The sequence below is a fragment of the Methylobacterium sp. WL7 genome, from assembly GCF_008040085.1.
Taxonomy (GTDB): Bacteria; Pseudomonadota; Alphaproteobacteria; order Rhizobiales; family Beijerinckiaceae; genus Methylobacterium; species Methylobacterium mesophilicum.
On sequence record NZ_VRVG01000037.1, the window covers coordinates 1 to 20,850 of the forward strand.

A 20,850-nucleotide genomic window follows, 5' to 3' on the forward strand; every position below is an offset into this window, starting at 1 on the left:
GACCCCAAACGCGTGGCCGCCAGCCAGCGAAAACCCAAGCCGCGGTCTACCGAGCCCGCACGCCAGACCAACGCCCATGTCGCAACCGCCAGGGTTCTGGCAAATCAAACACCTTGAAAGGGCTGGGTCCGAGACCTTTCGTGGGTCCAGGGCGAAGCCCTGGTTCATCGGGGCGCCGCCCCGATACCCCGCCAAAGGGCTCAGCCCTTTGGAAACCCAGATGCACGCCTGAACTTCGAGCCCCCGCCATGCCCGAGACCGACTCGTCGACGCTCACCGCCCGGATGGCGGACGCGATCCGCTTCCTCTCCCTCGACGCGATCGAGCGGGCGGGCGACGGGCATCCCGGTGCGCCGCTCGGCTGCGCCGAGATCGCGGTGGCCCTGTTCACCCGTCACCTGACGTGCAACCCGGCCGATCCGGAATGGCCGGACCGCGACCGCTTCGTGCTCTCGAACGGGCACGGCTCGATGCTGCTCTATTCGGTGCTCCATCTCGCAGGCTATGCCGGCCTGCCGATGGAGCAGATCCGGCGCTTCCGCGAACTCGGCTCCCACACCCACGGCCATCCGGAGATCGCCCCGGAACTCGGCATCGAGGCGACCACCGGGCCCCTCGGGCAGGGCATCGCCAACGCGGTCGGGATGGCGGTGGCCGAGGCCAGGCTCGCCGCGGAGTTCGGCCCCGGCCTGGTGGATCACCGCACCTACGCGCTGGTCGGCGACGGCTGCCTGCAGGAGGGCCTCGCTCACGAGGTGATCTCGCTCGCCGGCCACCTGCGCCTGTCGAAGCTCACGTTCCTGTGGGACGACAACTGCATCACCGACGACGGCGCCACCGACCTGTCGATCTCGGAGGACGTGCGCGCCCGCTTCCGCGCCGCCGACTGGCAGGTGATCGACGCGGACGGCCACGACGTCGAGGCGGTCTCGGCCGCGATTCTCGTCGCCCAAGGTGACCCGCGCCCGAGTCTGATCGCCTGCCGCACCGTGATCGGCCGCGGCCTGCCGCGGCTGGAGGGCCAGCGCGGCGCCCATGGCGGGCGGGTGTTCGCGACCGACCTCGCCGAGGCCAGGGCCGCGAAGGGGTGGGACCATCCGGCCTTCTCGGTGCCGGACGACGTGGAGGCGGCGTGGCGCAGGGATGTCGCCGGCCGCAATGCCGCCGCCTACGCGGATTGGCAGGCCCGTCGCGAGGCCCTGCCCTCCCGGGTCCGGGCGGAGTTCGACCGGGTCAGCGCCGGCCGCCTGCCGGAGACGTGGCGCGACGCGCTGCGCGCCCTGCGCGATCGCTTCGCCGCCGAAGGCACGGCGCGCCCGAGCATCGAGGTCTCCGCCGAGATCGTCGCCGCCCTGTCGGAGGCGATCCCCGAGCTATTCTCCGGCGCCCCGGATCTTGAAGGCCCGACCCGGCACAAGGGCGAGCTCCACGCCTTCACGGCGCAGGACCGCTCCGGGCGCTACCTGCATTACGGCATCCGCGAGCACGCGATGGGCTCGATGATGAACGGCATCGCGGCCCATCGCGGGCTGGTGCCGGTGGGTGCCACCTACCTGGTCTTCTCGGATTACATGCGCCCGTCGCTGCGGATGGCGGCGCTGATGAACCTGCCGGTCATCACGGTCTACAGCCACGATTCGACCGCCATCGGCCGCAACGGCCCGACCCATCAGCCGGTGGAGTACCTCGCCTCGCTCCGGGCGATCCCGAACATGCTGGTCCTGCGCCCGGCGGACGCGGTCGAGACGGCGGAATGCTGGGAGATGGCCTTGGCCAACCGGCACGGGCCGAGTTCGCTGATCTGCTCGCGGCAGCCGCTCCCGGCGCTGCGCCGGCCGGGCGGCCCTGAGAATCGCAGTGCCCGGGGCGCCTACGTGCTGGCGGAGGCCGACGGTGCGCGGCGGGTCACGCTGATCGGCACCGGCTCGGAGGTGGCGCTGGCGCTCGCGGCCCGCGACGTTCTCCAGGCGGACGGGATCCCCACCGCGGTAGTCTCGATGCCGTCCTGGGAGGCGTTCGCGGCACAGGACGCGGCCTATCGCCGGCAGGTCATCCCGCGGGATACGGTCCGGGTCGCCGTGGAGGCCGCCCTGCGCTTCGGCTGGGACCGGTGGATCGGCGAGGATGGCGGCTTCGTCGGCATGACCGGCTTCGGCGCATCCGGGGCACCGGAGGCCCTGTTCCGGCATTTCGGCATCACCGCCGAGGCGGTGGTGGAGGCCGCGCGGACGCGCCTGGGTTGAGGCTGGTGGCGGCCGGTCAGATCATCCCTGCGCTGCCGGTGCGCGCGACGCGCTCGCGCTGCTCGGCGTAGCGACCGGCAGCGACGCGCTTCAGCGCGCCTTCGAGGCGCCCGGCCACCTGACCGAGGAGCGAACGCTCGGAGCGGAAGCCGACGATATACGCGAGGGTGGCCATCGTGCCCGATCCCGAACAAGGGCCGGGCAGGCGCGCCCGGTTGCTGCGGTGCAATATGCGCCGGCCTGGGATCGCGCGTGAGGGGGCTCTTCCGCGGCCTGCTATGCGAGAGAAGCATGAGGCGCGCACGAAATCTTCACCGGACTGGTCCGCGAACAATGTTCGCCGGGTGCGGTGCAGCGAACGCGGTCGTCCGGACCGTCACCGTCCGGCAGGGGCACCCGGATCGAACGGCAAGCAGCCGCTTGCTTCGAGCCCTTCGCGGATCGCCCGCTTGGTGACCTTGCCGTAGCCGGATCTCGGCAATGCCTCCCAGAAGAACACCCGCTTCGGCAGCTTGTAGCGGGCGACCTCGCCGGCGAGCCACGCGATCAATTCCGCCTCGCCGATCTCGGCGCCGGGGCGGGCGACGCAGACCGCCACGCCGACCTCGCCCCAGGCCGGGTCGGGCACCCCCAGGATCGCGGCCTCGGCGATGGCCGGATGCTTCAGGAGCTTCTCCTCGGCCTCGCGCGGGTACACGTTCGACCCGCCCGAGATGTACATGTCCGAGGCGCGGCCGGTGATGAACAAAAACCCTTCCGGATCGAGGTGGCCGAGGTCGCCGGTGCGGAACCAGCCGTTCCGGAACGCCGCCGCGTTGGCCTCCGGGTTGTCGTAGTAGCCCGCGAACACCGCCGGGCCGCAGACGCAGATCTCGCCGGTCTCGCCCGCCGGCAATTCCCGCCCTGCCCCGTCCTGGATCTGCACCTGCATGCCGGTGCGCTCGAAGCCGCAGGTGCCGACCTTCACCCCCGGCCCGTCCTCGGCGGCATGGAGGCGGGGCGGCAGCACGGTGATGTTGCCCGTCACCTCGCCGAGCCCGAAATATTGCACCAGCACCGGCCCGAGCGCCCGCAGCGCCCGCTTCTGATCCTCCCGGTACATCGGCGCGCCGGCATAGATCACGTGGCGCAGGCTCGCGTGGTCGTGGGCCGCGACCGCCGGATGCTCGGTGATCAGCTTCACGATGGTCGGCACCGTGAACAGGTTGGTGATGCGCCAGCGCTCGACCAAGGACCACACCTCCGCGGGGTCCAGCCGCGTGCCGCCGGTGAGCACCGTCTTGGCGCCGGCCGCGACCTGCGCGAGTTGGTGGATGCCGGCCCCGTGCGAGAGCGGCGCGACCACCAGCGAGGCGTCCGCCTCATCGGTGCCCGGCATCAGGTCGCAGAGATGGTTGGTGATCACGAAGGCCATCTGGCCGTGGGTGAGCACCGCCGCCTTCGGGCGGCCGGTGGTGCCCGAGGTGAAGAAGAACCAGCACGGATCGTCGTGCTCGACATCGGCGGTCGGGGCCGCCTGCCCCGCGCGCTCGGCCACCAGGGCGTCGTAATCCAGCCCGAAGGCGGAGCCGCCGATCTCGACCACGAGGCGCAGGTCCGGCGCGGCTTCGCGGATCGCGGCGGCGTGGTCGGGGAACTCCGCGCCGCAGATTAGCGCCGAGGCGCCGCTGGCGCGGGCGAGATAGGCCACCTCCGCGGGCGTCTGCCGGAAATTCGTCGGCACCCAGACGGCGCCGAGCCGGAAGCAGACGAACATCGATTCGAACAGTTGGTTGCCGTTGCGCGCCTGGACCAGCACGCGGTCGCCCTTGGCGACGCCCCGGGCCGCGAGCGCCGCCGCCATGGCGTCGACCCGGGTATCGAGGGCGCCCCAGCTCCAGGTCCGGTCACCCCAGGCGAGGCCGATCGCGTCCGGCCAGCGGCGAGCCGCCCGGCGCAGAAAGTGCGCGAGGTTCATCACCCGCCGCGAACAGGGCGCGACGCCGCCGCGCGGCGCCGGCCCCGCCGGGCCGTTCACGCGAGCTTCCCGCAGGCCTTCTCCAGGAGGGACCAGCCCTCCTCGCCGTACCGGCCCTTCCATTCGGCGTAGAAGCCGGCCTTGCGCAGCTTCTCGCGAAACGGCTCCGGATCGGGCTTGTTGAACACCAGGCCACTCTTTGTCAGATCGTCCTGCAGGCTGGCATTGAGCTTGGCGACGTCGGCCCGCTCCTTCATGCCGGCCTCGTTGATGTGGCGGGCGACCATGGTGCGCAGGTCCTCGGGGATGCGCTCCCAGGCCCGGCGGTTCGCCAGGAACCAGTAGCCGTCCCACATGTGGTTGGTGAGCGAGCAGTATTTCTGCACCTCGTAGAATTTGGTCGTGGCGATCACCGCCAGCGGGTTCTCCTGGCCCTCGACGATCTTGGTCTGGAGGGCCGAGTAGGTCTCGTTCAGGTTGATCGAGGCGGGTGCGGCCTCGAACGCCCGGAACATCGAGGTCCAGAGCGGCGAGACCGGCACGCGGATCCGAAAGCCCTTGAAGTCGTCCGGGCTGGCGATCGGCCGGGTCGAGGAGGTGGTCTGGCGATAGCCGTTGTCCCAGATCTTCTCCATGGCCACGAGGTTGGCCTTGGCGATCTGCTGGCGGACCCAGGCGCCGAGCTCCCCGTCCATCGCGGGCCAGACGGCGTCGTAATTCGGGAAGGCATAGCCGATGCCGTTGATCGACGCGTTGGGCACCAGGGTCGAGAGGATCAGCGGCGACATCGTGAAGAACTCGACGCTGCCCGAGCGCAGCTGGCTCAGCGTGTCGGTGTCCGAGCCGAGCTGGCTCGTGGGGAAGATCTTGAGATCGAACCGGCCGCCGCTCTCGACACGCAACGCCTCCGCCATCTCCCGGGCGCGGACGTTCATCGGGTGTGTGTCGGGCAGGTTGTTGGCGTATTTGTAGGTGAAGTCCGCCCGCTGGGCCCGGGCCACGTGCGGCATCGCCACGGTTCCGGCGAGGATCGCCGTCGAGCCGGTGGACAGGAACCTGCGGCGGGACAGGGGCAAGCGGATTCGAGACGACATGGGCGGCCCTCCTGATCCGGGCGCGCGGCCCGGCGTTTCCACAGGGTCCGCGTTCATGCGCGGACTCTCTCGTGTCTTGAGGCTTCGATAGCGGTTGGCCCAATCCAGTCAACGGGGCCGTTTCGGCCCGGCTGTCGGTGCGGGCGACTTGTCAGGGCACGCCTCGGGGCGTGTCCGCCGGATCTTGCGGACATCCGCGCGAAGGATCGCCCGATATGGGCCTACGCGGCCGGCAATTGCTGCTCCAGATGGGCGCGGAGGATCGAATAGTGTTCGACGACCTTGTCGAGCTTGTCGGCGTTCGCCCTCCGGATCCACTCCGAGCCGGCGTCGGGCTGATAGGTGGTTGCGTAGTGGGCGGCGTGCGCTTTCAGCTTCGCGGCCACGAAGGCCAGATCGGCCGACCAGACGACCTCCGCGCGGACCAGCTGAAGGCGCCGCGCGATCTCGAGCCAGTGCAGGTCGAGCGCGATGCCGCTGCCCATCTGCTTGAACAGGTCGAACAGGGAATCGAGGATCTCGATCGCGGTCCGGGCTGACACGATGGAGCGCTCCGTCATGCCTGCGTCGCGATGAGGTCGGGCCGCACGTACCAATCGTCGAACAGGGACAGCTGCCGGAACCGCCGACGATAACCCAGGCCGGTCAGCAGGGCGTAGATCTTCTCGCGGCTGTCCGAGAAATTGTGCTCGACGCTGATCAGGGCGATGTCGTGTCGGGTGAAGTCGAAGCTTTCCAGCACATCGAACTCGCCGCCCTCCACGTCGATGCTCATGTAGTCGATGCGCTTCGGCGCCCGGGCCTCCGCCAGGAAGCGCTCCAGCGAAACCGTCTGGACCGCGTATTGCCGACCGTCCTGGCGGAACTGGGCATGGAAGTCGCCCGTCACCAGGTCGTTCATGCCGGACAGCTCGCCGATATCCACCTCGTTGAACAGGACCTCGACCCCGTCGGTCCTGTAGACGCACTTGTCGGTGATATAGCAGTTCCGGTTGGCGTAGAGCGCGGCGTGCCAGGCCCGGGCCGGCTCAGCCAGAGCGCCCTGCCAGCCGAAGGTCTTCTCGAGCAGCAGCGTATTGCTCAGGCTGATCCCGTCGCAGGCACCGAACTCGACGAAGTAGCCGTTCCGCTTCTCCTTCAACTCGTACAGGACCCATAGGTCCTGCAGCAGCTGCGCGTTGGAATACGGCGCCATCTTCGTGGCGAACGACAGGAACTCGAGCTCTGAGCTGGCGAGATGGGGCTTCGCGTCCAGCTCGTTCCTGAGATCGACCAGGGCGTTGAAGACGGTCAGAAGCGCGACATCCATGGCCCTGCGTTCCACCATGTTGAAGGGGACCGATCGATACAGGAGACGAGTGCGGGTGCGGTGCGCTCAGGGAGGGGGTCGGTCAAGAGGCCGGGCCCCCAGGATCCGGTTCGAGCCGTCGAACAGAACCGTATGCTGCAGCGAATCGGGCCCCTGGTCCGGGACCGCGCGGGCCGCCCTGCGGATCGCCGACAGGAAGCGCTTCCTGCTGAACCCATAGGGCCGCAAACTCGCCGACAGGGCGTCGATCAGCTTGGTCGAGGCCTCGGATCGCGCCCGGGCCAGATCGCGCTCCCGCACGGCCGCGTCGCGCTCGGCCGTGATCAGCGCTAATGCAATCTGCTGCTGCTGGATCTGGCGGATGTATTTGGTGTCGATGTCGTGGACAGGTGACGTGGTCATACGGCAGCCCTCGGGGCTCTGAGCGGAACCAGGCCGCGATTCGGCCGGGAACGCGGCGGGACCGACGGGGATGATGGGATCCCGTGCATGCTCCGGTGCCCTTGCACGTCTCAGATGGTCCTGGCCAGATCGTCCTGGCCAGATCGTCCTGGCCAAGATCACGGTTCTAGTCGGCCCCCAGCATCCTGTGCTGCCGGATGGCGGCCGGCGTGCGCATCGGCCGACGTCACGGACCCGGCGAGCCGATTGACCTCGTCGGATCCTGAGATGGCGGTTTTGCGGTGTCGAGCGCTACGGGGTCAGCGGGATAGCCGTCAGAAACCGCATGGTTGTCTCACTGTCCGTCCCGCCGACCTCCCACACGGTGCGCAGAGGCATGTCGTGGCCGTCCGACGCGCGCACCGTGCAGCGGAATTCGACGCGGTTCGGGCCGGTCGGCCGCGGCTGCTCGACGCCGGGCAGGTTGTTCATCGCGCGCTGGCCCAACGCATCTGCAAGGGCTCTATCGTCCTCGCGGGTGAGGCCGAAGGAAGACAGATACGTCCAGCGCGATGCGCCCTTGCGGTGGTTCGGGTTGAGGAATGCCGAAAGCTTCGCACCCTGGATGGACCAGAGGACCGGGACAATACCGCCGCTCACCGAGGGGCGGGCCCCGCCGGCTCGATCTGATGCGAGAGTACCGTCGCAAGGGCGCCATCGGTCTCATCGAACTCGACAGCGTAGCTCTCGCCCGTGCCGTGGACGCTGAGCACCGTGCCGCGCGTGCCGGCCACGATCGCTACGCCGTTGTCGCCGACCACAGGCGTCAGCAGCACCACGTCATCGAGATCCCGAAGGCTCGACGGCGGCTCGGTCTGCCAGACCCGATAGGCGTACTCGAACGACACGAGAACAATCTGTCGCGCGGGGCGGACCGCAGGTGTCCCGGAGATACGGCACGGGACATCGCCCGCGACACAGCACGCATGAGACCCAGGGCCGTCGACGCGACCGCAATTCGGGTATCGGCGCTGCTCGGGCTGCGTGGGTCCGGCAGCTGGTTCTGCAAACCCGCTCAGAATTCAGTGAATGTGCGAGAATTTCGATTTTCGGACGCTCGGTCTGGAAAAATCCAGTGACTTCAGAGCGTTAAGTGGTGGAGACGACAGGGATCGAACCTGTGACCTTTCCCATGTCAAGGGAATGCACTACCGCTGTGCTACGTCTCCTAAACGACCGCCATCCGGTTCGGCGAACCTTAAAGCCATCGAAATAATCCAGACTGCTCAACGGCTTATGAGGAGGGACCCTACCCTGTCAAGGTAGTGCTCTCCCGCTGAGCGACGCGCCCGGGCCGGTGCTGCAACAGCGCCGGTGGGCCGGGCCTATAGCCGGTGCCCGGCGGGGGCGCAAGCGGAAGGTTGAGGGGCGTGGCCGGGGGGCTGAGACCGCGATGGTGCACGCGGGGAAGAAAATGCGCTATGGGCGTGCCGGCCGGCATCCGGCCGGGCCGCTCGGGCGGTCCCGGCATTCCGCCGCCTCAAGCTTCGGGACATGCGCTACTTCATCGATCACGATCACGGCGACTCGATCCGCGGCTGGATCGTGCCGGACAATCCCCTCGCCATCAGCCGGGTGATGGTCTCCGTCGGAGGCCAGCGCGTGGCCGAAGTTCCGGCCAGCGTCACCGACGAGACGTTCAAGCGCAACGGCTGGCACGCCACCGGGCAATGCACCTTCGTGTTGACGCAGGCCGAGGTGCCGGGCCTGGCCGAGATCCAGCGCCTCGAACTCTACGACGCCGACACCAACGTCCTGGTCTATCGTCGCACGCCCCCGGACGGGCTGGTGCGGCTGCGCGTCATGCTCATCAACACCGGGATCGAGCCCGAGACGGCGCTCCAGGCGGCCTTGTTCCCGTATTTCCAGCACTGCTACTTCGGCGTCCACAAGCTGCCGGACGAGATCCTGACCTGCGTCCTGTCCGGCCCCTCCGCCCCCTCGGCGTTCCTGTCGGGCGCAGTGACGATCCCGCGCTACGAGAACTTCATGACGCCGGACCTGATGGTCACCGGCATCCTGGTGCAGGACCCCTATACCGAGATGGCGACCCGCATGCTCTGGTTGAAGGCCCGGGCCGGCGACGCCCTCGATCCGGTGCGCGGCTGGCGGCTCGGACCGCTGGCCGAGGCCGCGTCGTTCTCGGAGGCCTACGACTTCACCGACGTGAAGAGCCTGAAGCGCTACTTCCGCATGCTGCCGGAGCCGGCCTACCGGCTGCTCTACAACCCGCTGACCCGCCAGCTCGGCACCCGCATGCCCGAGGATCGCCTGCACCCGGGCAACTCGATCGCCGCGATCGAGATCCTGGCCCGGGTCGGGATCGTCGGCCACAAGACGCGGTACCACGCCTTCGCGTCGACCCTGTTCGACCAGCTGGGCATCCACGCCCCGGTGCCGGTGCCGCCGCCGGTGCCGGCCGAGACCCAGGCGCTGGCCGAGCGCCTGCGGACCGTGAAGGCGGTGGAGGAGATGCTGGTGTTCGACGTCGCGATGTCGGATGCCGTGAAGGACTCGATCGACAAGAGCTGGAGCTGATGGCGCGCCCGACCGAGACGGGGGCGCCCGAGACGCGCCTGCCGCCGGCGCACCTGACCCGGACCGGGCGCAAGCGCCGGCCCCTGCCGGTCCGGGCGGCGGCGGACGGGATGCGCGTCGAGCTTCCGGGGCTCGCGGGCCGCTGGCTCGAGATCACCCTGTCCAACGACCCGACTGAGGGCCTGGACACGGTCCCCGGCATGGCCTTCGCCGGTCCGGAGGGGCGTCCGGGGCCGTTGCTGCCCCAGGAGGCGTCGGGCGGGGGCGCCTTCACGTGGATCGGCCGGCTCCCCGAGGGCGTCGTCGCCCTGCGGGTGGCCGATCCCGCCGGTCGGGTCCCGGCCCGGCTGCGCCGGATCACGGTGCGCCGCCTCGACCGGCCGACGCTGGTGCCGCGCGCGCTCCTGCGCGAGCCGGCGCTGGCCCTGCAGGCGCTCTACTGGCGAATCCTCGGCAAGAAGGTGCGGGCGCGCGGCTTCCTGGGCCGGGCGCTGGCTCACCGCCGGGTGACCGGGTACGAGGCCTGGATCCGCGCCCACGGCTATCGCCGGACGGAGCGAGACGGGATCGCCGCCGAGATCGCCGCCTGGGCCGATCCGCCGCTGATCTCCGTGCTGATGCCGGTGCACGACCCGGACCCGAAGGTGCTCCAGGCCGCCCTCGCCTCCCTGCGCGCGCAGCTCTACCCGCGCTGGGAACTGTGCGTCGTCGACGACGCCTCCACCCGGCCCGCGATCCCCCGGATCCTCGAACGCGCCGCCGAGGCCGATCCGCGCATCCGCGTGCTCGCCCGGTCCGAGAACGGCCACATCGCCCGGGCCACCAACGACGCCCTGGGCCTCGCCCGCGGTGTCGTCTGCGCCTTCATGGACCACGACGATGTGCTCACCGAGGACGCCCTCTACGAGATCGCCCGGGCGCTCCGCCTCGATCCGGACCTGGTGCTGATCTACAGCGACGAGGACAAGATCGACGGACGCGGCCGCCGGTTCGACCCGCATTTCAAGGCGGGCTTCGACCGCGAGTTGCTCTACGCGCAGAACTACATCAACCACCTCACCGTGGTCCGGACCGACGCCCTGCGGGCGGTCGGCGGCCTGCGCCCGGGCTTCGAGGGCAGCCAGGACCACGACCTGCTGCTGCGGCTGACCGACGGGCTCGACCCGTCCCGCATCCGCCACATCCCGCGGGTGCTCTACCATTGGCGCGCCGCGCAGGGCTCCGGGACCTTCTCGGACCGCGCCTTGGCCAAGGCCGAGGCGGCGCGCCTGCGCGCCCTCGACGAGGTCGTGGCGCCCTGGGGCGGCCGGGCCGAGCGCGGGCCCTCGGGCTTCAACCGCCTGGTCCGGCCGCTGCCGGAGCCGCCGCCCCGGGTTTCGGCGATCATCCCGACCCGGGACCGCGCCGAGATCCTGTCGGTCACCCTCGACGGGCTGCTCGGTCGCACCGACTATCCCGACATCGAAGTGGTGATCGTCGACAACGACAGCCGCGAGCCCGAGACCGCCGCCCTGTTCGCCCGGTATCGCGACGACCCGCGCGTGCGCATCGTGCCGGTGCCGGGGGCCTTCAACTTCTCGGACCTGTCGAACCGCGGCGCGGCCGCCGCCACCGGGCCGGTGCTCCTGTTCCTCAACAACGACGTCGAGGTGCTGGAGCCCGGCTGGCTCGGGGAGCTGGTGCGGCACGCGGTACGGCCGGAGGTCGGCGCCGTCGGGGCGAAGCTGCTCTACCCGGACCGGACCATCCAGCACGGCGGCATCGTGCTGGGGATCGGCGGCGTCGCCGGCCACAGTCACCTCGGCGTGCCGGACGACGATCCCGGCTATTTCTGCCGCATGGTCATCGCCCACGAGGTCTCGGCGGTCACGGGCGCCTGCCTGGCCATGCGCGCCGACGTGTTCGAGGCGGTCGGCGGCTTCGATGCCGAGGCCCTGAAGGTTGCCTTCAACGACGTCGACCTGTGCCTCAAGATCCGCCGGGCCGGCTACCGCATCGTGTGGACGCCGTTCGCCAAGTTGATTCACCACGAATCGAAGAGCCGGGGCGCCGAGGACACGCCCGAGAAGCGCAAGCGCTTCGAGGGCGAGGTGCTGACCATGCTCGACCGCTGGGGGCCGGAACTCCGGGCCGACCCCTACTACAACATCAACCTGTCACGGAATTCGGCGCTTTACCGGGTCTAGGAGAGCGGGCTCGGCCGGCGGCGCGGCGACGGGTTGCGCCCGCCGCAGCAGGCCGCCCCGCATGTGTGGACAGCAGGGCTGGCATGGGGGTGCCATGCATGCGTCAGTGGGTGAACTTGCGTCGGATGCCGGTTGCGATACCTCTGGACATGCCGCATGAGGCGGTTCCGGCCATGGCGCCCGAACGGGCGCGCGGCGAGGGCGGCAGTCAACCATGAGTGCGAACACCCCAATGGCCTCGGCCACGACCCTTGAGCGCGATGCTCAGCAGGCGATGGGGGACCACAAGGTCCACCCGAACGAGATCGCCATCGGCGTGGTCATCGGCCGCGCGTCCGAATACTTCGACTTCTTCGTATTCGGCATCGCCTGCGTGCTGGTTTTCCCGAAGGTGTTCTTCCCCTTCGTCGATCCGCTGACCGGCACACTGTACGCGTTCTCGATCTTCGCCCTGGCCTTCATCGCCCGGCCGATCGGCTCCGTGATCTTCATGGCGATCGATCGACGGCACGGGCGCAGCGTCAAGCTCACGATCGCGCTGTTCCTGCTCGGGGGCGCCACGGCGGCGGTCAGCTTCCTGCCGCGTTACGATAGCATCGGCATCTCATCCGTTTACCTCCTGGCGGTCCTCCGGATCCTTCAGGGCCTGGCACTGGGCGGCGCCTGGGACGGGCTCGCCTCCCTGCTCGCCATGAACGCGCCCCGGGAGCGCCGCGGCTGGTACGCGATGATCCCGCAACTCGGTGCGCCCCTGGGCTTCATGGTCGCGAGCGCGCTGTTCGCCTTCTTCCTGGTGAACCTCGACGAGGCCGACTTCATCGACTGGGGCTGGCGCTTCCCGTTCTACTGCGCCTTCACCATCAACGTCGTCGCCCTGTTCGCCCGGCTGCGCCTGGTCGCCACCGAAGAGTTCGCCCGGATGATGGACCTCGACCGGCTCCGCCCGGTCCCGGCCCTGGAGCTGTTCCGGCACCATGCCGGCGACGTGATCCGCGGCGCCTTCGTGCCCCTGGCCGGCTTCGCCCTGTTCCACCTCGTGACGATCTTCCCGATCGCCTGGCTTGCGCTCAACAACACCAGCAGCCGCTCGCCCGGCGAGTTCTTGATCGTGCAGTTCTCCGGGGCCATCGTCTGCGCCGGCGCGATCGCTGCCTCCGGGCTGATCGCCGACCAGATCGGCCGCCGCAACTGCCTGATCATGAGCGCCTCGCTGATCGGGTTCTTCGCGGTCGGCAGCATCATCGCGCCGCTGCTGTTCGGCGAGAGCGCGATCGGCCAGACCATCTACGTCACGATCGGCTTCATGCTGCTGGGCCTCGCCTACGGCCAGACCGCCGGCGCGGTGACGGCCCGGTTGGGCAACCACTACCGCTACACCGGCGCCGCGCTGACCTCCGACTTCGCCTGGCTCGTCGGCGCCGGCTTCGCCCCGCTGGTGGCGCTGTTCCTGTCGCAGCGCTACGGCCTGGCCATGGTCGGCGTCTACCTGTTGTCCGGCGCGGTCTGCACCCTCGCGGCCTTGTTCCTCGACCGCTCCGAGATGCGCCAGATGTAGCCGGCAGCGCGCGGCGCAGGCTGCGCGCCTCCTTCCAGACGTTGTCGGCCGTGCCGCAGTCGCGACACGGCGCGGATGCCGCGCATGCGGCGTGGGATAAAGAGACGAGTGCTGTGACCTCTTCGACCCCTCTCCCGGACAGGATCGAGCCCAGCGAGCGCCGGAGCGGCCTTGCGCGGCGACTCGTGTCGCTCCTCGCCCTGCCGCCGGTCCTGGCGCTGCTGGGCGGCTGCAATCTCGTGGTCATGAGCCCGGCCGGCTACGTCGCCGAGCAGCAGCGCAACCTCGTGCTCGCGGCTACCGGGCTGATGCTCCTGATCATCATCCCGGTGATCTTCTTCACCCTGTTCTTCGCTTGGCGCTACCGCGCCTCCAACGAGGACGCGGTGTACGATCCCGAATGGCACCACTCGACCCAGCTCGAGGTGCTGATCTGGACGGCGCCGCTGATGATCATCATCGCGCTGGGCGCCCTCACCTGGATCGGGACTCACACCCTCGATCCGTTCCGGCCGCTTAGCAAGATCGACGCGAAGCGCGACGTCCCCGCCGGCGTCGAGCCGCTGCAGGTCGAGGCTGTGGCCATGGATTGGAAGTGGCTGTTCCTCTACCCGCAATACGGGATCGCCACGGTGAACGAACTCGCCGCCCCGGTGGACCGGCCGATCCAGTTCAAGATCACCGCCACCGACGTGATGAACACGTTCTACATCCCGACACTGGCCGGCATGGTCTACGCGATGCCGGGCATGCAGACCCAGCTCCATGCCGTGATCAACCGGGAGGGTTCCTACGAGGGCCGCTCGGCGCATTACAGCGGCGCCGGCTTCTCGAACATGTTCTTCAAGTTCAACGGCGTGACCAACGAGGCCTTCGACCAGTGGGTCGCCAAGACCAAGGCTCAGGGCGGCGCGTTGACCCAGGAGGCCTATCTCGAGCTCGAGAAGCCGAGCGAGTCCGAGCCGGCGCGGTTCTACAAGTCCTACGCCAAGGGCCTGTTCGACCGGATCATCGGCATGTGCCCGCGGCCGGAGCAGATGTGCGTCGGCGAGATGGTGAAGATCGACGCCCGGGGCGGTGCCTCCGGGGCGGAGGCTCAGGCTAACTACGACCGGTTGCAATACGACAACCGCATGGCCGATCGCGGCAACGAGGCTCCGGGCGCTACCGGGCCGGCCTCCGGGACCGGCCCGCACGGGCAGACGCAGCCGCAGGGCATGAAGCCCCGGCCCGACATGGGCAACCCGGACTCGCGGGGCCAGGGCGAGTCGGCGCTGCCCGGGCAGGAGAAGGCGCCCGAGATCAAGGCGCCCGACAGCCAGGGCCAGAAAGAGGGCGGGCAGATCGCGCCCAAGCAGCTCAACCAGTAAAAACGCACGCCTCGCGCGTGCGCTTCACACCCAAAACCGGCGGTCGCCGTCGAACCCATTGAACGGGCCGATCCCAATGTTCGCAAACATGGACCTACAACAGTTGATCCTCGGCCGATTTACGATCGAGCAGATCCCGTATCACGAGCCGATTCTGCAGGCGACGTTCGCCGGCGTGGCCGTGGTCGGCCTCGCCGTCCTCGGTGTGATCACCTACTTCCGCTTCTGGGGGCCGCTGTGGCGTGACTGGGTCACGTCCATCGACCACAAGAAGATCGGTATCATGTACTGCATCTTCGCCCTGATCATGCTGCTGCGCGGCTTCGCTGACGCACTGCTGATGCGCTCGCAGCAGGCGGTGGCGTTCGGTTCGGAGCAGGGCTTCCTGCCACCGCACCATTACGACCAGATCTTCACCGCCCACGGCATGATCATGATCTTCTTCGTGGCGATGCCGTTCGTCACGGGGCTCATGAACTTCGCGGTGCCGCTGCAGATCGGCGCCCGTGACGTGGCCTTCCCGTTCCTGAACAACTTCAGCTTCTGGATGACGGTGGCCGGCGGCATCCTGGTGATGGTCTCGCTGTTCGTCGGCGAGTTCTCGCGCGCCACCTGGCTCGCCTACCCGCCGCTCTCGGGGGCCGCCATGAGCCCCGGCGTCGGCGTCGACTACTACATCTGGGCGCTGCAGATCGCCGGCATCGGGACGCTGCTCTCGGGCATCAACCTGATCGCGACCATTGTGAAGATGCGCGCGCCCGGCATGACCATGATGAAGCTGCCGATCTTCGTCTGGTCGTCGCTGTGCACCAACATCCTGATCGTGGCCGCTTTCCCGATCCTGACGGCCGTCCTGGCGATGCTGTCGCTTGACCGCTACGTCGGCACGCACTTCTTCACGAACGACCTCGGCGGCAACGCCATGCTGTACTTCAACCTGATCTGGATCTGGGGCCACCCGGAGGTCTACATCCTGATCCTGCCGGCCTTCGGCGTGTTCTCCGAGATCACCTCGACCTTCTGCGGCAAGCGGTTGTTTGGCTACACCTCGATGGTCTACGCGCTGGTGGTGATCACCATCCTCGCCTACCTGGTGTGGTTGCACCACTTCTTCACCATGGGCTCGGGCGCCGACGTGAACTCGTTCTTCGGGATCACGACGATGATCATCTCGATCCCCACGGGCGCGAAGATCTTCAACTGGATGTTCACCATGTACCGCGGCCGGATCCGGTTCGAGGTGCCGATGATGTGGGTGGTGGCGTTCATCGTCACCTTCGTGATCGGCGGCATGACCGGCGTGCTGCTGGCGGTGCCTCCGGCCGACTTCGTGCTCCACAACTCGCTGTTCCTGATCGCGCACTTCCACAACGTGATCATCGGCGGCGTGCTGTTCGGCATGTTCGCCGGCGTGACCTTCTGGTTCCCCAAGGCCTTCGGGTTCAAGCTCGACGAGTTCTGGGGGAAGATGGCCCTCGTATTCTGGGTGAGCGGATTCTACGTCGCCTTCATGCCGCTCTACGTGCTGGGCCTGATGGGCGTGACCCGGCGCATGCAGCACTTCGACGACCCGTCGCTGCAGATCTGGTTCGTCATCGCGGCCTGCGGCGCGGGGCTCATCGCCTTGGGTATCGCCTCGCAGATCGTGATGTTCGTGGTCTCGATCCGCAACCGTGAGAAGCTGCGCGACCTGACCGGCGACCCGTGGGGCGGCCGGACGCTCGAATGGTCCACCTCCTCGCCGCCGCCGGACTACAACTTCGCCTTCACCCCGGTGGTGCATGATTCCGATGCGTGGTGGGACATGAAGAACCGCGGCTTCGCCCGGCCGATGACCGGCTACAAGCCGATCCACATGCCCAAGAACACCGCCAGCGGCGCCATCCTGGCCGGCCTGAACTTCACCTTCGGCCTGGCCATGGTCTGGTACGTCTGGTGGCTGGCGGCGCTCAGCTTCGTGGCGATCATCGTCGTCGCGATCCTTCACACCTTTAATTACAATCGCGACTTCTACATTCCTGCCGACACGGTCAGTCGGACGGAAGGTCAAAGGACGCGCGAGCTGGAGATGGCGTGATCCGATGATGCACGCGGAGACTGCACCCCCCGGCGCTGCGGCGCCGGTCTTCTACCAGACCGACGAGGAGGGCCATCATTCCGAGGGCTCGACGATGCTCGGGTTCTGGCTCTACCTGATGAGCGACTGCCTCATCTTCGCGACCCTGTTCGCGACCTACGGCGTGCTCGGCCGCAGCTACGCGGCCGGGCCGACTCCCAAGGACCTGTTCGACCTGTCGGGCATCGCGGTGAACACCGCGATGTTGCTGTTCTCGTCCATCACCTATGGCTTTGCCATGCTGGAGATGGACCGGGACCGGATCAAGCCGACGCAGATCTGGCTCGCCGTCACCGGTCTGTTCGGCGTGGCCTTCGTGGCCCTGGAGATCCGGGAGTTCGTCCACCTGTTCCATGAGGGCGCCCCGCCCTGGCGCAGCGCCTTCCTGTCGTCGTTCTACACCCTGGTGGCGACGCACGGCCTGCACGTCTCGGTGGGCATCCTCTGGCTGGTCGTGCTGCTGGTTCAGCTGCGCAAGCACGGCCTGATCGTCGAGAACAAGCGGCGCCTGATGTGCCTGTCGATGTTCTGGCACTTCCTCGATCTGATCTGGATCGGGGTATTCACCGTCGTCTACCTGATGGGAGTGCTCGAATGAGCGCCGACGCGCACCACCTGACCGGTCACGGTTCGGATACCCACGACGCGCACGCCCACAGCCAGGGCGGGCACGGCTCCTTCGGCAGCTACATCACCGGCTTCGTCCTGTCGGTGATCCTGACGGTGATCCCGTTCTGGCTGGTGATGGGCAACGTGCTCGACAACAGCCTCGTCACCAGCCTGGTGATCCTGGCGCTGGGCGGCGTGCAGATGGTCGTGCACATCATCTACTTCCTGCACATGAACACCAAGTCGGAGGGCGGCTGGACCTTCCTGGCGCTGATCTTCACCATCATGGTCGTGGTGATCATGCTCGCCGGCTCGGTCTGGGTGATGTACCACCTCAACCACAACATGATGCCGATGGATGCCCACGACGTCATGAACAACGCCCGCTGAGCGGGCGTGCGGACGTGACTCCTTCGGGGTCGGCGGGGGGCTCCGGTGCGGGCCCCTCCCCGGCCCCGCTCTCGTTGGCGCGGCGCTTCCTGTTCGCCGCCGCGGCCGCCTTCGTGTTCGTCGTCCTGGTCGGGCTCGGGACGTGGCAGGTCCAGCGCCGGGCCTGGAAGCTCGACCTGATCGCCCGGGTCGATGCCCGGGTCCACGCCCCGGCGGTGCCGGCTCCCGGCCCGGCCGAATGGCCGCGGGTCGGCCCCGACGACGCCTACCGGCATGTCTGGCTGTCGGGTACCTTCCTCCACGACCGCGAGACGCTGGTCCAGGCCGTCACAGAGCGCGGCGGCGGGTTCTGGGTGCTGACGCCTCTGCGCCGGCAAGACGGCACCGTCGTGCTGGTCAACCGCGGCTTCGTGCCGGGGGCGAACCGCGATCCTGCGACCCGGCTGGCCGGTCAGGTGGCGGGGGAGGTGCGGGTGACCGGCCTCCTGCGGCTGACCGAGCCCGGCGGCGCGTTCCTGCGGTCGAACGATCCGAAGGATGGGCGCTGGTACTCGCGCGACGTGGCCGCCATCGCGGCGGCAAAAGGCCTGACCGGCATCGCCCCCTACTTCGTCGATGCCGACGCGACGCCCAATCCCGGCGGCCTGCCGGTGGGCGGGCTTACGGTGATCGCGTTCCCGAACAGCCATCTGGTCTACGCGCTGACCTGGTACGGCATGGCGCTGATGCTGGCCGGCGCGGCGATCTACATCCTGCGCGGCCGGCGGACGTCTAGACCTGGAGGGGAGTAGCCCGGTTTCCGGGGGCGTCTATAATGGGGTGACAAACGCCACAACGAGTCACCCCCAATGACCACCCGCATTCCGAACTTCGCCGAGATGTCTTGGGCCGGCGAGCCGCTTGCGGTGGCGTCGCCGGCTCTGCCCGAGCCGTGGATGACCCCGGAGGGCATTCCGGTGAAGGGCCGGTACGGGCCGGAGGACCGGGAGGGCCTGGAGTTCCTCGACACCTATCCCGGCATCGCGCCGTTCCTGCGCGGCCCCTACCCAACCATGTACGTCACCCAGCCCTGGACGATCCGGCAATATGCCGGCTTCTCCACGGCCGAGGATTCGAACGCCTTCTACCGGCGCAACCTGGCGGCCGGGCAGAAGGGCCTGTCGGTGGCCTTCGATCTCGCCACCCACCGCGGGTACGATTCCGACCACCCCCGGGTCTCGGGCGATGTCGGCATGGCCGGGGTGGCGATCGACTCGATCTACGACATGCGGACGCTGTTCTCCGGCATCCCGCTCGACGAGATGACCGTGTCGATGACGATGAACGGTGCGGTGCTGCCGATCCTCGCCCTCTACATCGTCGCCGCGGAAGAACAGGGCGTGCCGCCGCAAAAGCTCGCGGGCACCATCCAGAACGACATCCTAAAAGAATTCATGGTCCGCAACACTTACATTTATCCCCCCAAGGGATCGATGCGGATCATCTCCGATATCTTTGCCTATACCTCCAAAAACATGCCGAAGTTCAACTCGATCTCGATCTCCGGCTACCACATGCAGGAGGCCGGGGCGACGAACGACCTGGAACTCGCCTACACGCTGGCCGACGGCGTCGAGTACATCAAGGCCGGGCTGGCCGCCGGGCTGACCATCGACCAGTTCGCCCCGCGCCTGTCGTTCTTCTGGGCGATCTCGACCAACTTTTTCATGGAGATCGCCAAGATGCGGGCCGCGCGCCTGATCTGGGCGAAGCTGGTCAAGGGGTTCGATCCGAAGTCCGAGAAGTCGCTGGCGCTGCGCACGCACTCGCAGACCTCCGGGTGGTCGCTCACCGCCCAGGACGTGTTCAACAACGTCACCCGCACCAACATCGAGGCGATGGCGGCGACGCAGGGCGGCACGCAGTCGCTGCACACCAACGCGCTGGACGAGGCGCTGGCGCTTCCCACCGACTTCTCCGCCCGGATCGCCCGCAACACCCAGCTGTTCCTGCAGCAGGAGAGCGGCACCACCCGGATCGCCGATCCGTGGGGCGGCTCCTACTACGTGGAGAAGCTGACCGCCGACATCGTGGCCCGGGCCTGGGAGCATATCCGCGAGGTCGACCAGCTCGGCGGCATGGCCAAGGCGATCGAGGCCGGCATCCCCAAGCTGCGGATCGAGGAGGCCGCCGCGCGCGCCCAGGCCCGGATCGATTCCGGCCGCCAGACCATCGTGGGCATCAACAAGTTCAAGTCCGACGACGACATGGCCATCGACCTCCTGCGGGTCGACAACGGCAATGTCCGCCGCCTCCAGATCGACAAGCTCAAGCGGCTGCGCTCCGAGCGCGACGAGGCGGCGGTCACGGCCCGGCTCGAGGCGCTGACCAACGCCGCCGACACGAACGAGAACCTGCTGGCCCTGGCCGTGGACGCGGCCCGCGCCAAGGCCACCGTGGGTGAGATTTCCGAGGCCCTGGAGAAGGCCTGGGGCCGGCACCGCGCCGAGATCCGCTCGATCTCCGGCGTCTACAAGCGCGAGGTGGGGGGCATGTCGCCAGTGGTCGAGGAAGTCCGGGCGCTGGTCGAGGCGTTCGAGGAGAATGACGGCCGCCGGCCGCGCATCCTGGTCGCCAAGATGGGCCAGGACGGGCACGACCGTGGCCAGAAGGTCATCGCCTCGGCGTTCGCCGATCTCGGCTTCGACGTGGATATCGGACCGCTCTTCGCCACCCCGGACGAGGCCGCCCGGCAGGCGGTGGAGAACGACGTGCACATCGTCGGCGTCTCCTCCCTGGCGGCCGGGCACCTCACCCTGGTGCCGGAGCTGAAGGCGGCGCTCACCGAGCAGGGCCGCGACGACGTGATGATCGCCATCGGCGGCGTGATCCCGCCGGGCGACTACGACGCCCTGGTGGCGGCCGGCGCCTCGGCGATCTTCCCGCCCGGTACGGTGATCGCCGAGGCCGCGGTCAAGCTGATCCGCGCGCTGAACGAGCGGCTGGGCTACGCGGCGCGTCAGGCCGCGGAGTAGATCAGGGCCCGTCTCCCCGGCCGCGGGG

The 20,850-nt window shown here is 68.5% G+C and carries 18 protein-coding genes and 1 tRNA gene; 10 read left to right on the forward strand and 9 right to left on the reverse strand.

The window, feature by feature from the left end; translation table 11 throughout:
• The first annotated feature begins 248 nt into the window (after positions 1 to 248).
• On the forward strand, positions 249 to 2,243 hold the full coding sequence (gene tkt, locus FV233_RS12115) for a transketolase (RefSeq protein WP_147897621.1): 1,995 nt from the start codon (positions 249 to 251) through the stop codon (positions 2,241 to 2,243).
• A gap of 16 nt (positions 2,244 to 2,259) precedes the next feature.
• On the opposite strand, the gene FV233_RS30290 is transcribed toward tkt, so the two are convergent.
• The 9 genes from FV233_RS30290 to FV233_RS12155 all read right to left on the reverse strand — a co-directional run bounded on the left by FV233_RS30290 (position 2,260) and on the right by FV233_RS12155 (position 8,213).
• Positions 2,260 to 2,418: a hypothetical protein gene (locus tag FV233_RS30290; protein WP_187278097.1), complete on the reverse strand. Its 159-nt coding sequence runs from the start codon at positions 2,416 to 2,418 to the stop codon at positions 2,260 to 2,262.
• Between the two features lie 201 nt (positions 2,419 to 2,619).
• A complete protein-coding gene (locus FV233_RS12120) occupies positions 2,620 to 4,260 on the reverse strand; it encodes an acyl-CoA synthetase (RefSeq protein WP_147897622.1) in 1,641 nt (546 codons plus the stop codon).
• Complete coding sequence (locus FV233_RS12125) at positions 4,257 to 5,294, reverse strand: TRAP transporter substrate-binding protein (protein ID WP_147897623.1); 1,038 nt, start codon at positions 5,292 to 5,294, stop codon at positions 4,257 to 4,259. The genes FV233_RS12120 and FV233_RS12125 overlap by 4 nt, the downstream gene beginning before the upstream one ends.
• 221 nt (positions 5,295 to 5,515) lie before the next feature.
• Positions 5,516 to 5,854 carry a hypothetical protein gene (locus tag FV233_RS12130; RefSeq protein WP_246689968.1) on the reverse strand — a complete coding sequence of 113 codons (339 nt, stop codon included), beginning with the start codon at positions 5,852 to 5,854 and terminating at the stop codon, positions 5,516 to 5,518.
• The gene (locus tag FV233_RS12135) at positions 5,851 to 6,603 is read right to left on the reverse strand and encodes an FkbM family methyltransferase (RefSeq protein WP_147854545.1); all 753 of its coding nucleotides are present in this window, start codon (positions 6,601 to 6,603) and stop codon (positions 5,851 to 5,853) included. The genes FV233_RS12130 and FV233_RS12135 overlap by 4 nt, the downstream gene beginning before the upstream one ends.
• 66 nt (positions 6,604 to 6,669) lie before the next feature.
• Positions 6,670 to 7,005, reverse strand: a complete 336-nt coding sequence (locus tag FV233_RS12140) for a hypothetical protein (protein WP_147897624.1) — start codon at positions 7,003 to 7,005, stop codon at positions 6,670 to 6,672.
• A gap of 291 nt (positions 7,006 to 7,296) precedes the next feature.
• Positions 7,297 to 7,644: a DUF6883 domain-containing protein gene (locus FV233_RS12145; protein WP_147897625.1), complete on the reverse strand. Its 348-nt coding sequence runs from the start codon at positions 7,642 to 7,644 to the stop codon at positions 7,297 to 7,299.
• Positions 7,641 to 7,892 (reverse strand): DUF4926 domain-containing protein, encoded by a 252-nt coding sequence (locus tag FV233_RS12150; RefSeq protein WP_147854542.1) that lies wholly within the window; start codon positions 7,890 to 7,892, stop codon positions 7,641 to 7,643. Before FV233_RS12150 ends, FV233_RS12145 begins: the two co-directional genes overlap by 4 nt.
• A 246-nt stretch (positions 7,893 to 8,138) precedes the next feature.
• A tRNA-Val gene (locus FV233_RS12155) sits at positions 8,139 to 8,213 on the reverse strand.
• A 325-nt stretch (positions 8,214 to 8,538) separates the two neighbouring features.
• Between FV233_RS12155 and FV233_RS12160 the strand changes: the two genes are divergently transcribed.
• The 9 genes from FV233_RS12160 to scpA all read left to right on the forward strand — a co-directional run bounded on the left by FV233_RS12160 (position 8,539) and on the right by scpA (position 20,822).
• Positions 8,539 to 9,582, forward strand: a complete 1,044-nt coding sequence (locus FV233_RS12160; RefSeq protein WP_147897626.1) for a hypothetical protein — start codon at positions 8,539 to 8,541, stop codon at positions 9,580 to 9,582.
• A complete protein-coding gene (locus FV233_RS12165; protein WP_147897627.1) occupies positions 9,582 to 11,768 on the forward strand; it encodes a glycosyltransferase family 2 protein in 2,187 nt (728 codons plus the stop codon). The genes FV233_RS12160 and FV233_RS12165 overlap by 1 nt, the downstream gene beginning before the upstream one ends.
• Positions 11,769 to 11,982: 214 nt before the next feature.
• Positions 11,983 to 13,323: an MFS transporter gene (locus tag FV233_RS12170; protein ID WP_147855296.1), complete on the forward strand. Its 1,341-nt coding sequence runs from the start codon at positions 11,983 to 11,985 to the stop codon at positions 13,321 to 13,323.
• A gap of 113 nt (positions 13,324 to 13,436) precedes the next feature.
• Positions 13,437 to 14,693 (forward strand): ubiquinol oxidase subunit II, encoded by a 1,257-nt coding sequence (cyoA, locus tag FV233_RS12175; RefSeq protein WP_147855295.1) that lies wholly within the window; start codon positions 13,437 to 13,439, stop codon positions 14,691 to 14,693.
• Between the two features lie 76 nt (positions 14,694 to 14,769).
• Positions 14,770 to 16,770: a cytochrome o ubiquinol oxidase subunit I gene (cyoB, locus tag FV233_RS12180; RefSeq protein WP_147897628.1), complete on the forward strand. Its 2,001-nt coding sequence runs from the start codon at positions 14,770 to 14,772 to the stop codon at positions 16,768 to 16,770.
• 4 nt (positions 16,771 to 16,774) lie between these two features.
• Complete coding sequence (cyoC, locus tag FV233_RS12185; protein ID WP_147897629.1) at positions 16,775 to 17,407, forward strand: cytochrome o ubiquinol oxidase subunit III; 633 nt, start codon at positions 16,775 to 16,777, stop codon at positions 17,405 to 17,407.
• Entirely contained in the window at positions 17,404 to 17,808 is a 405-nt protein-coding gene (cyoD, locus tag FV233_RS12190; RefSeq protein WP_147897630.1) for a cytochrome o ubiquinol oxidase subunit IV, read from the forward strand. The genes cyoC and cyoD overlap by 4 nt, the downstream gene beginning before the upstream one ends.
• A 74-nt stretch (positions 17,809 to 17,882) precedes the next feature.
• Complete coding sequence (locus tag FV233_RS12195; RefSeq protein WP_238259689.1) at positions 17,883 to 18,599, forward strand: SURF1 family protein; 717 nt, start codon at positions 17,883 to 17,885, stop codon at positions 18,597 to 18,599.
• 57 nt (positions 18,600 to 18,656) lie between these two features.
• On the forward strand, positions 18,657 to 20,822 hold the full coding sequence (gene scpA, locus FV233_RS12200) for a methylmalonyl-CoA mutase (protein WP_147855622.1): 2,166 nt from the start codon (positions 18,657 to 18,659) through the stop codon (positions 20,820 to 20,822).
• The last annotated feature ends 28 nt before the right edge of the window (positions 20,823 to 20,850 follow it).

Bases quoted from the DNA above. Each gene is read 5' to 3' on its own strand.
- cyoB (WP_147897628.1), top strand. From the start codon at position 14,770: ATGTTCGCAAACATGGACCTACAACAGTTGATCCTCGGCCGATTTACG.
- FV233_RS12125 (WP_147897623.1), bottom strand. From the start codon at position 5,294: ATGTCGTCTCGAATCCGCTTGCCCCTGTCCCGCCGCAGGTTCCTGTCC.
- tkt (WP_147897621.1), top strand. From the start codon at position 249: ATGCCCGAGACCGACTCGTCGACGCTCACCGCCCGGATGGCGGACGCG.
- scpA (WP_147855622.1), top strand. From the start codon at position 18,657: ATGACCACCCGCATTCCGAACTTCGCCGAGATGTCTTGGGCCGGCGAG.
- FV233_RS12165 (WP_147897627.1), top strand. From the start codon at position 9,582: ATGGCGCGCCCGACCGAGACGGGGGCGCCCGAGACGCGCCTGCCGCCG.
- cyoC (WP_147897629.1), top strand. From the start codon at position 16,775: ATGATGCACGCGGAGACTGCACCCCCCGGCGCTGCGGCGCCGGTCTTC.
- FV233_RS12130 (WP_246689968.1), bottom strand. From the start codon at position 5,854: ATGACGGAGCGCTCCATCGTGTCAGCCCGGACCGCGATCGAGATCCTC.
- FV233_RS30290 (WP_187278097.1), bottom strand. From the start codon at position 2,418: ATGGCCACCCTCGCGTATATCGTCGGCTTCCGCTCCGAGCGTTCGCTC.
- FV233_RS12160 (WP_147897626.1), top strand. From the start codon at position 8,539: ATGCGCTACTTCATCGATCACGATCACGGCGACTCGATCCGCGGCTGG.
- FV233_RS12135 (WP_147854545.1), bottom strand. From the start codon at position 6,603: ATGGATGTCGCGCTTCTGACCGTCTTCAACGCCCTGGTCGATCTCAGG.
- FV233_RS12140 (WP_147897624.1), bottom strand. From the start codon at position 7,005: ATGACCACGTCACCTGTCCACGACATCGACACCAAATACATCCGCCAG.
- FV233_RS12170 (WP_147855296.1), top strand. From the start codon at position 11,983: ATGAGTGCGAACACCCCAATGGCCTCGGCCACGACCCTTGAGCGCGAT.
- cyoD (WP_147897630.1), top strand. From the start codon at position 17,404: ATGAGCGCCGACGCGCACCACCTGACCGGTCACGGTTCGGATACCCAC.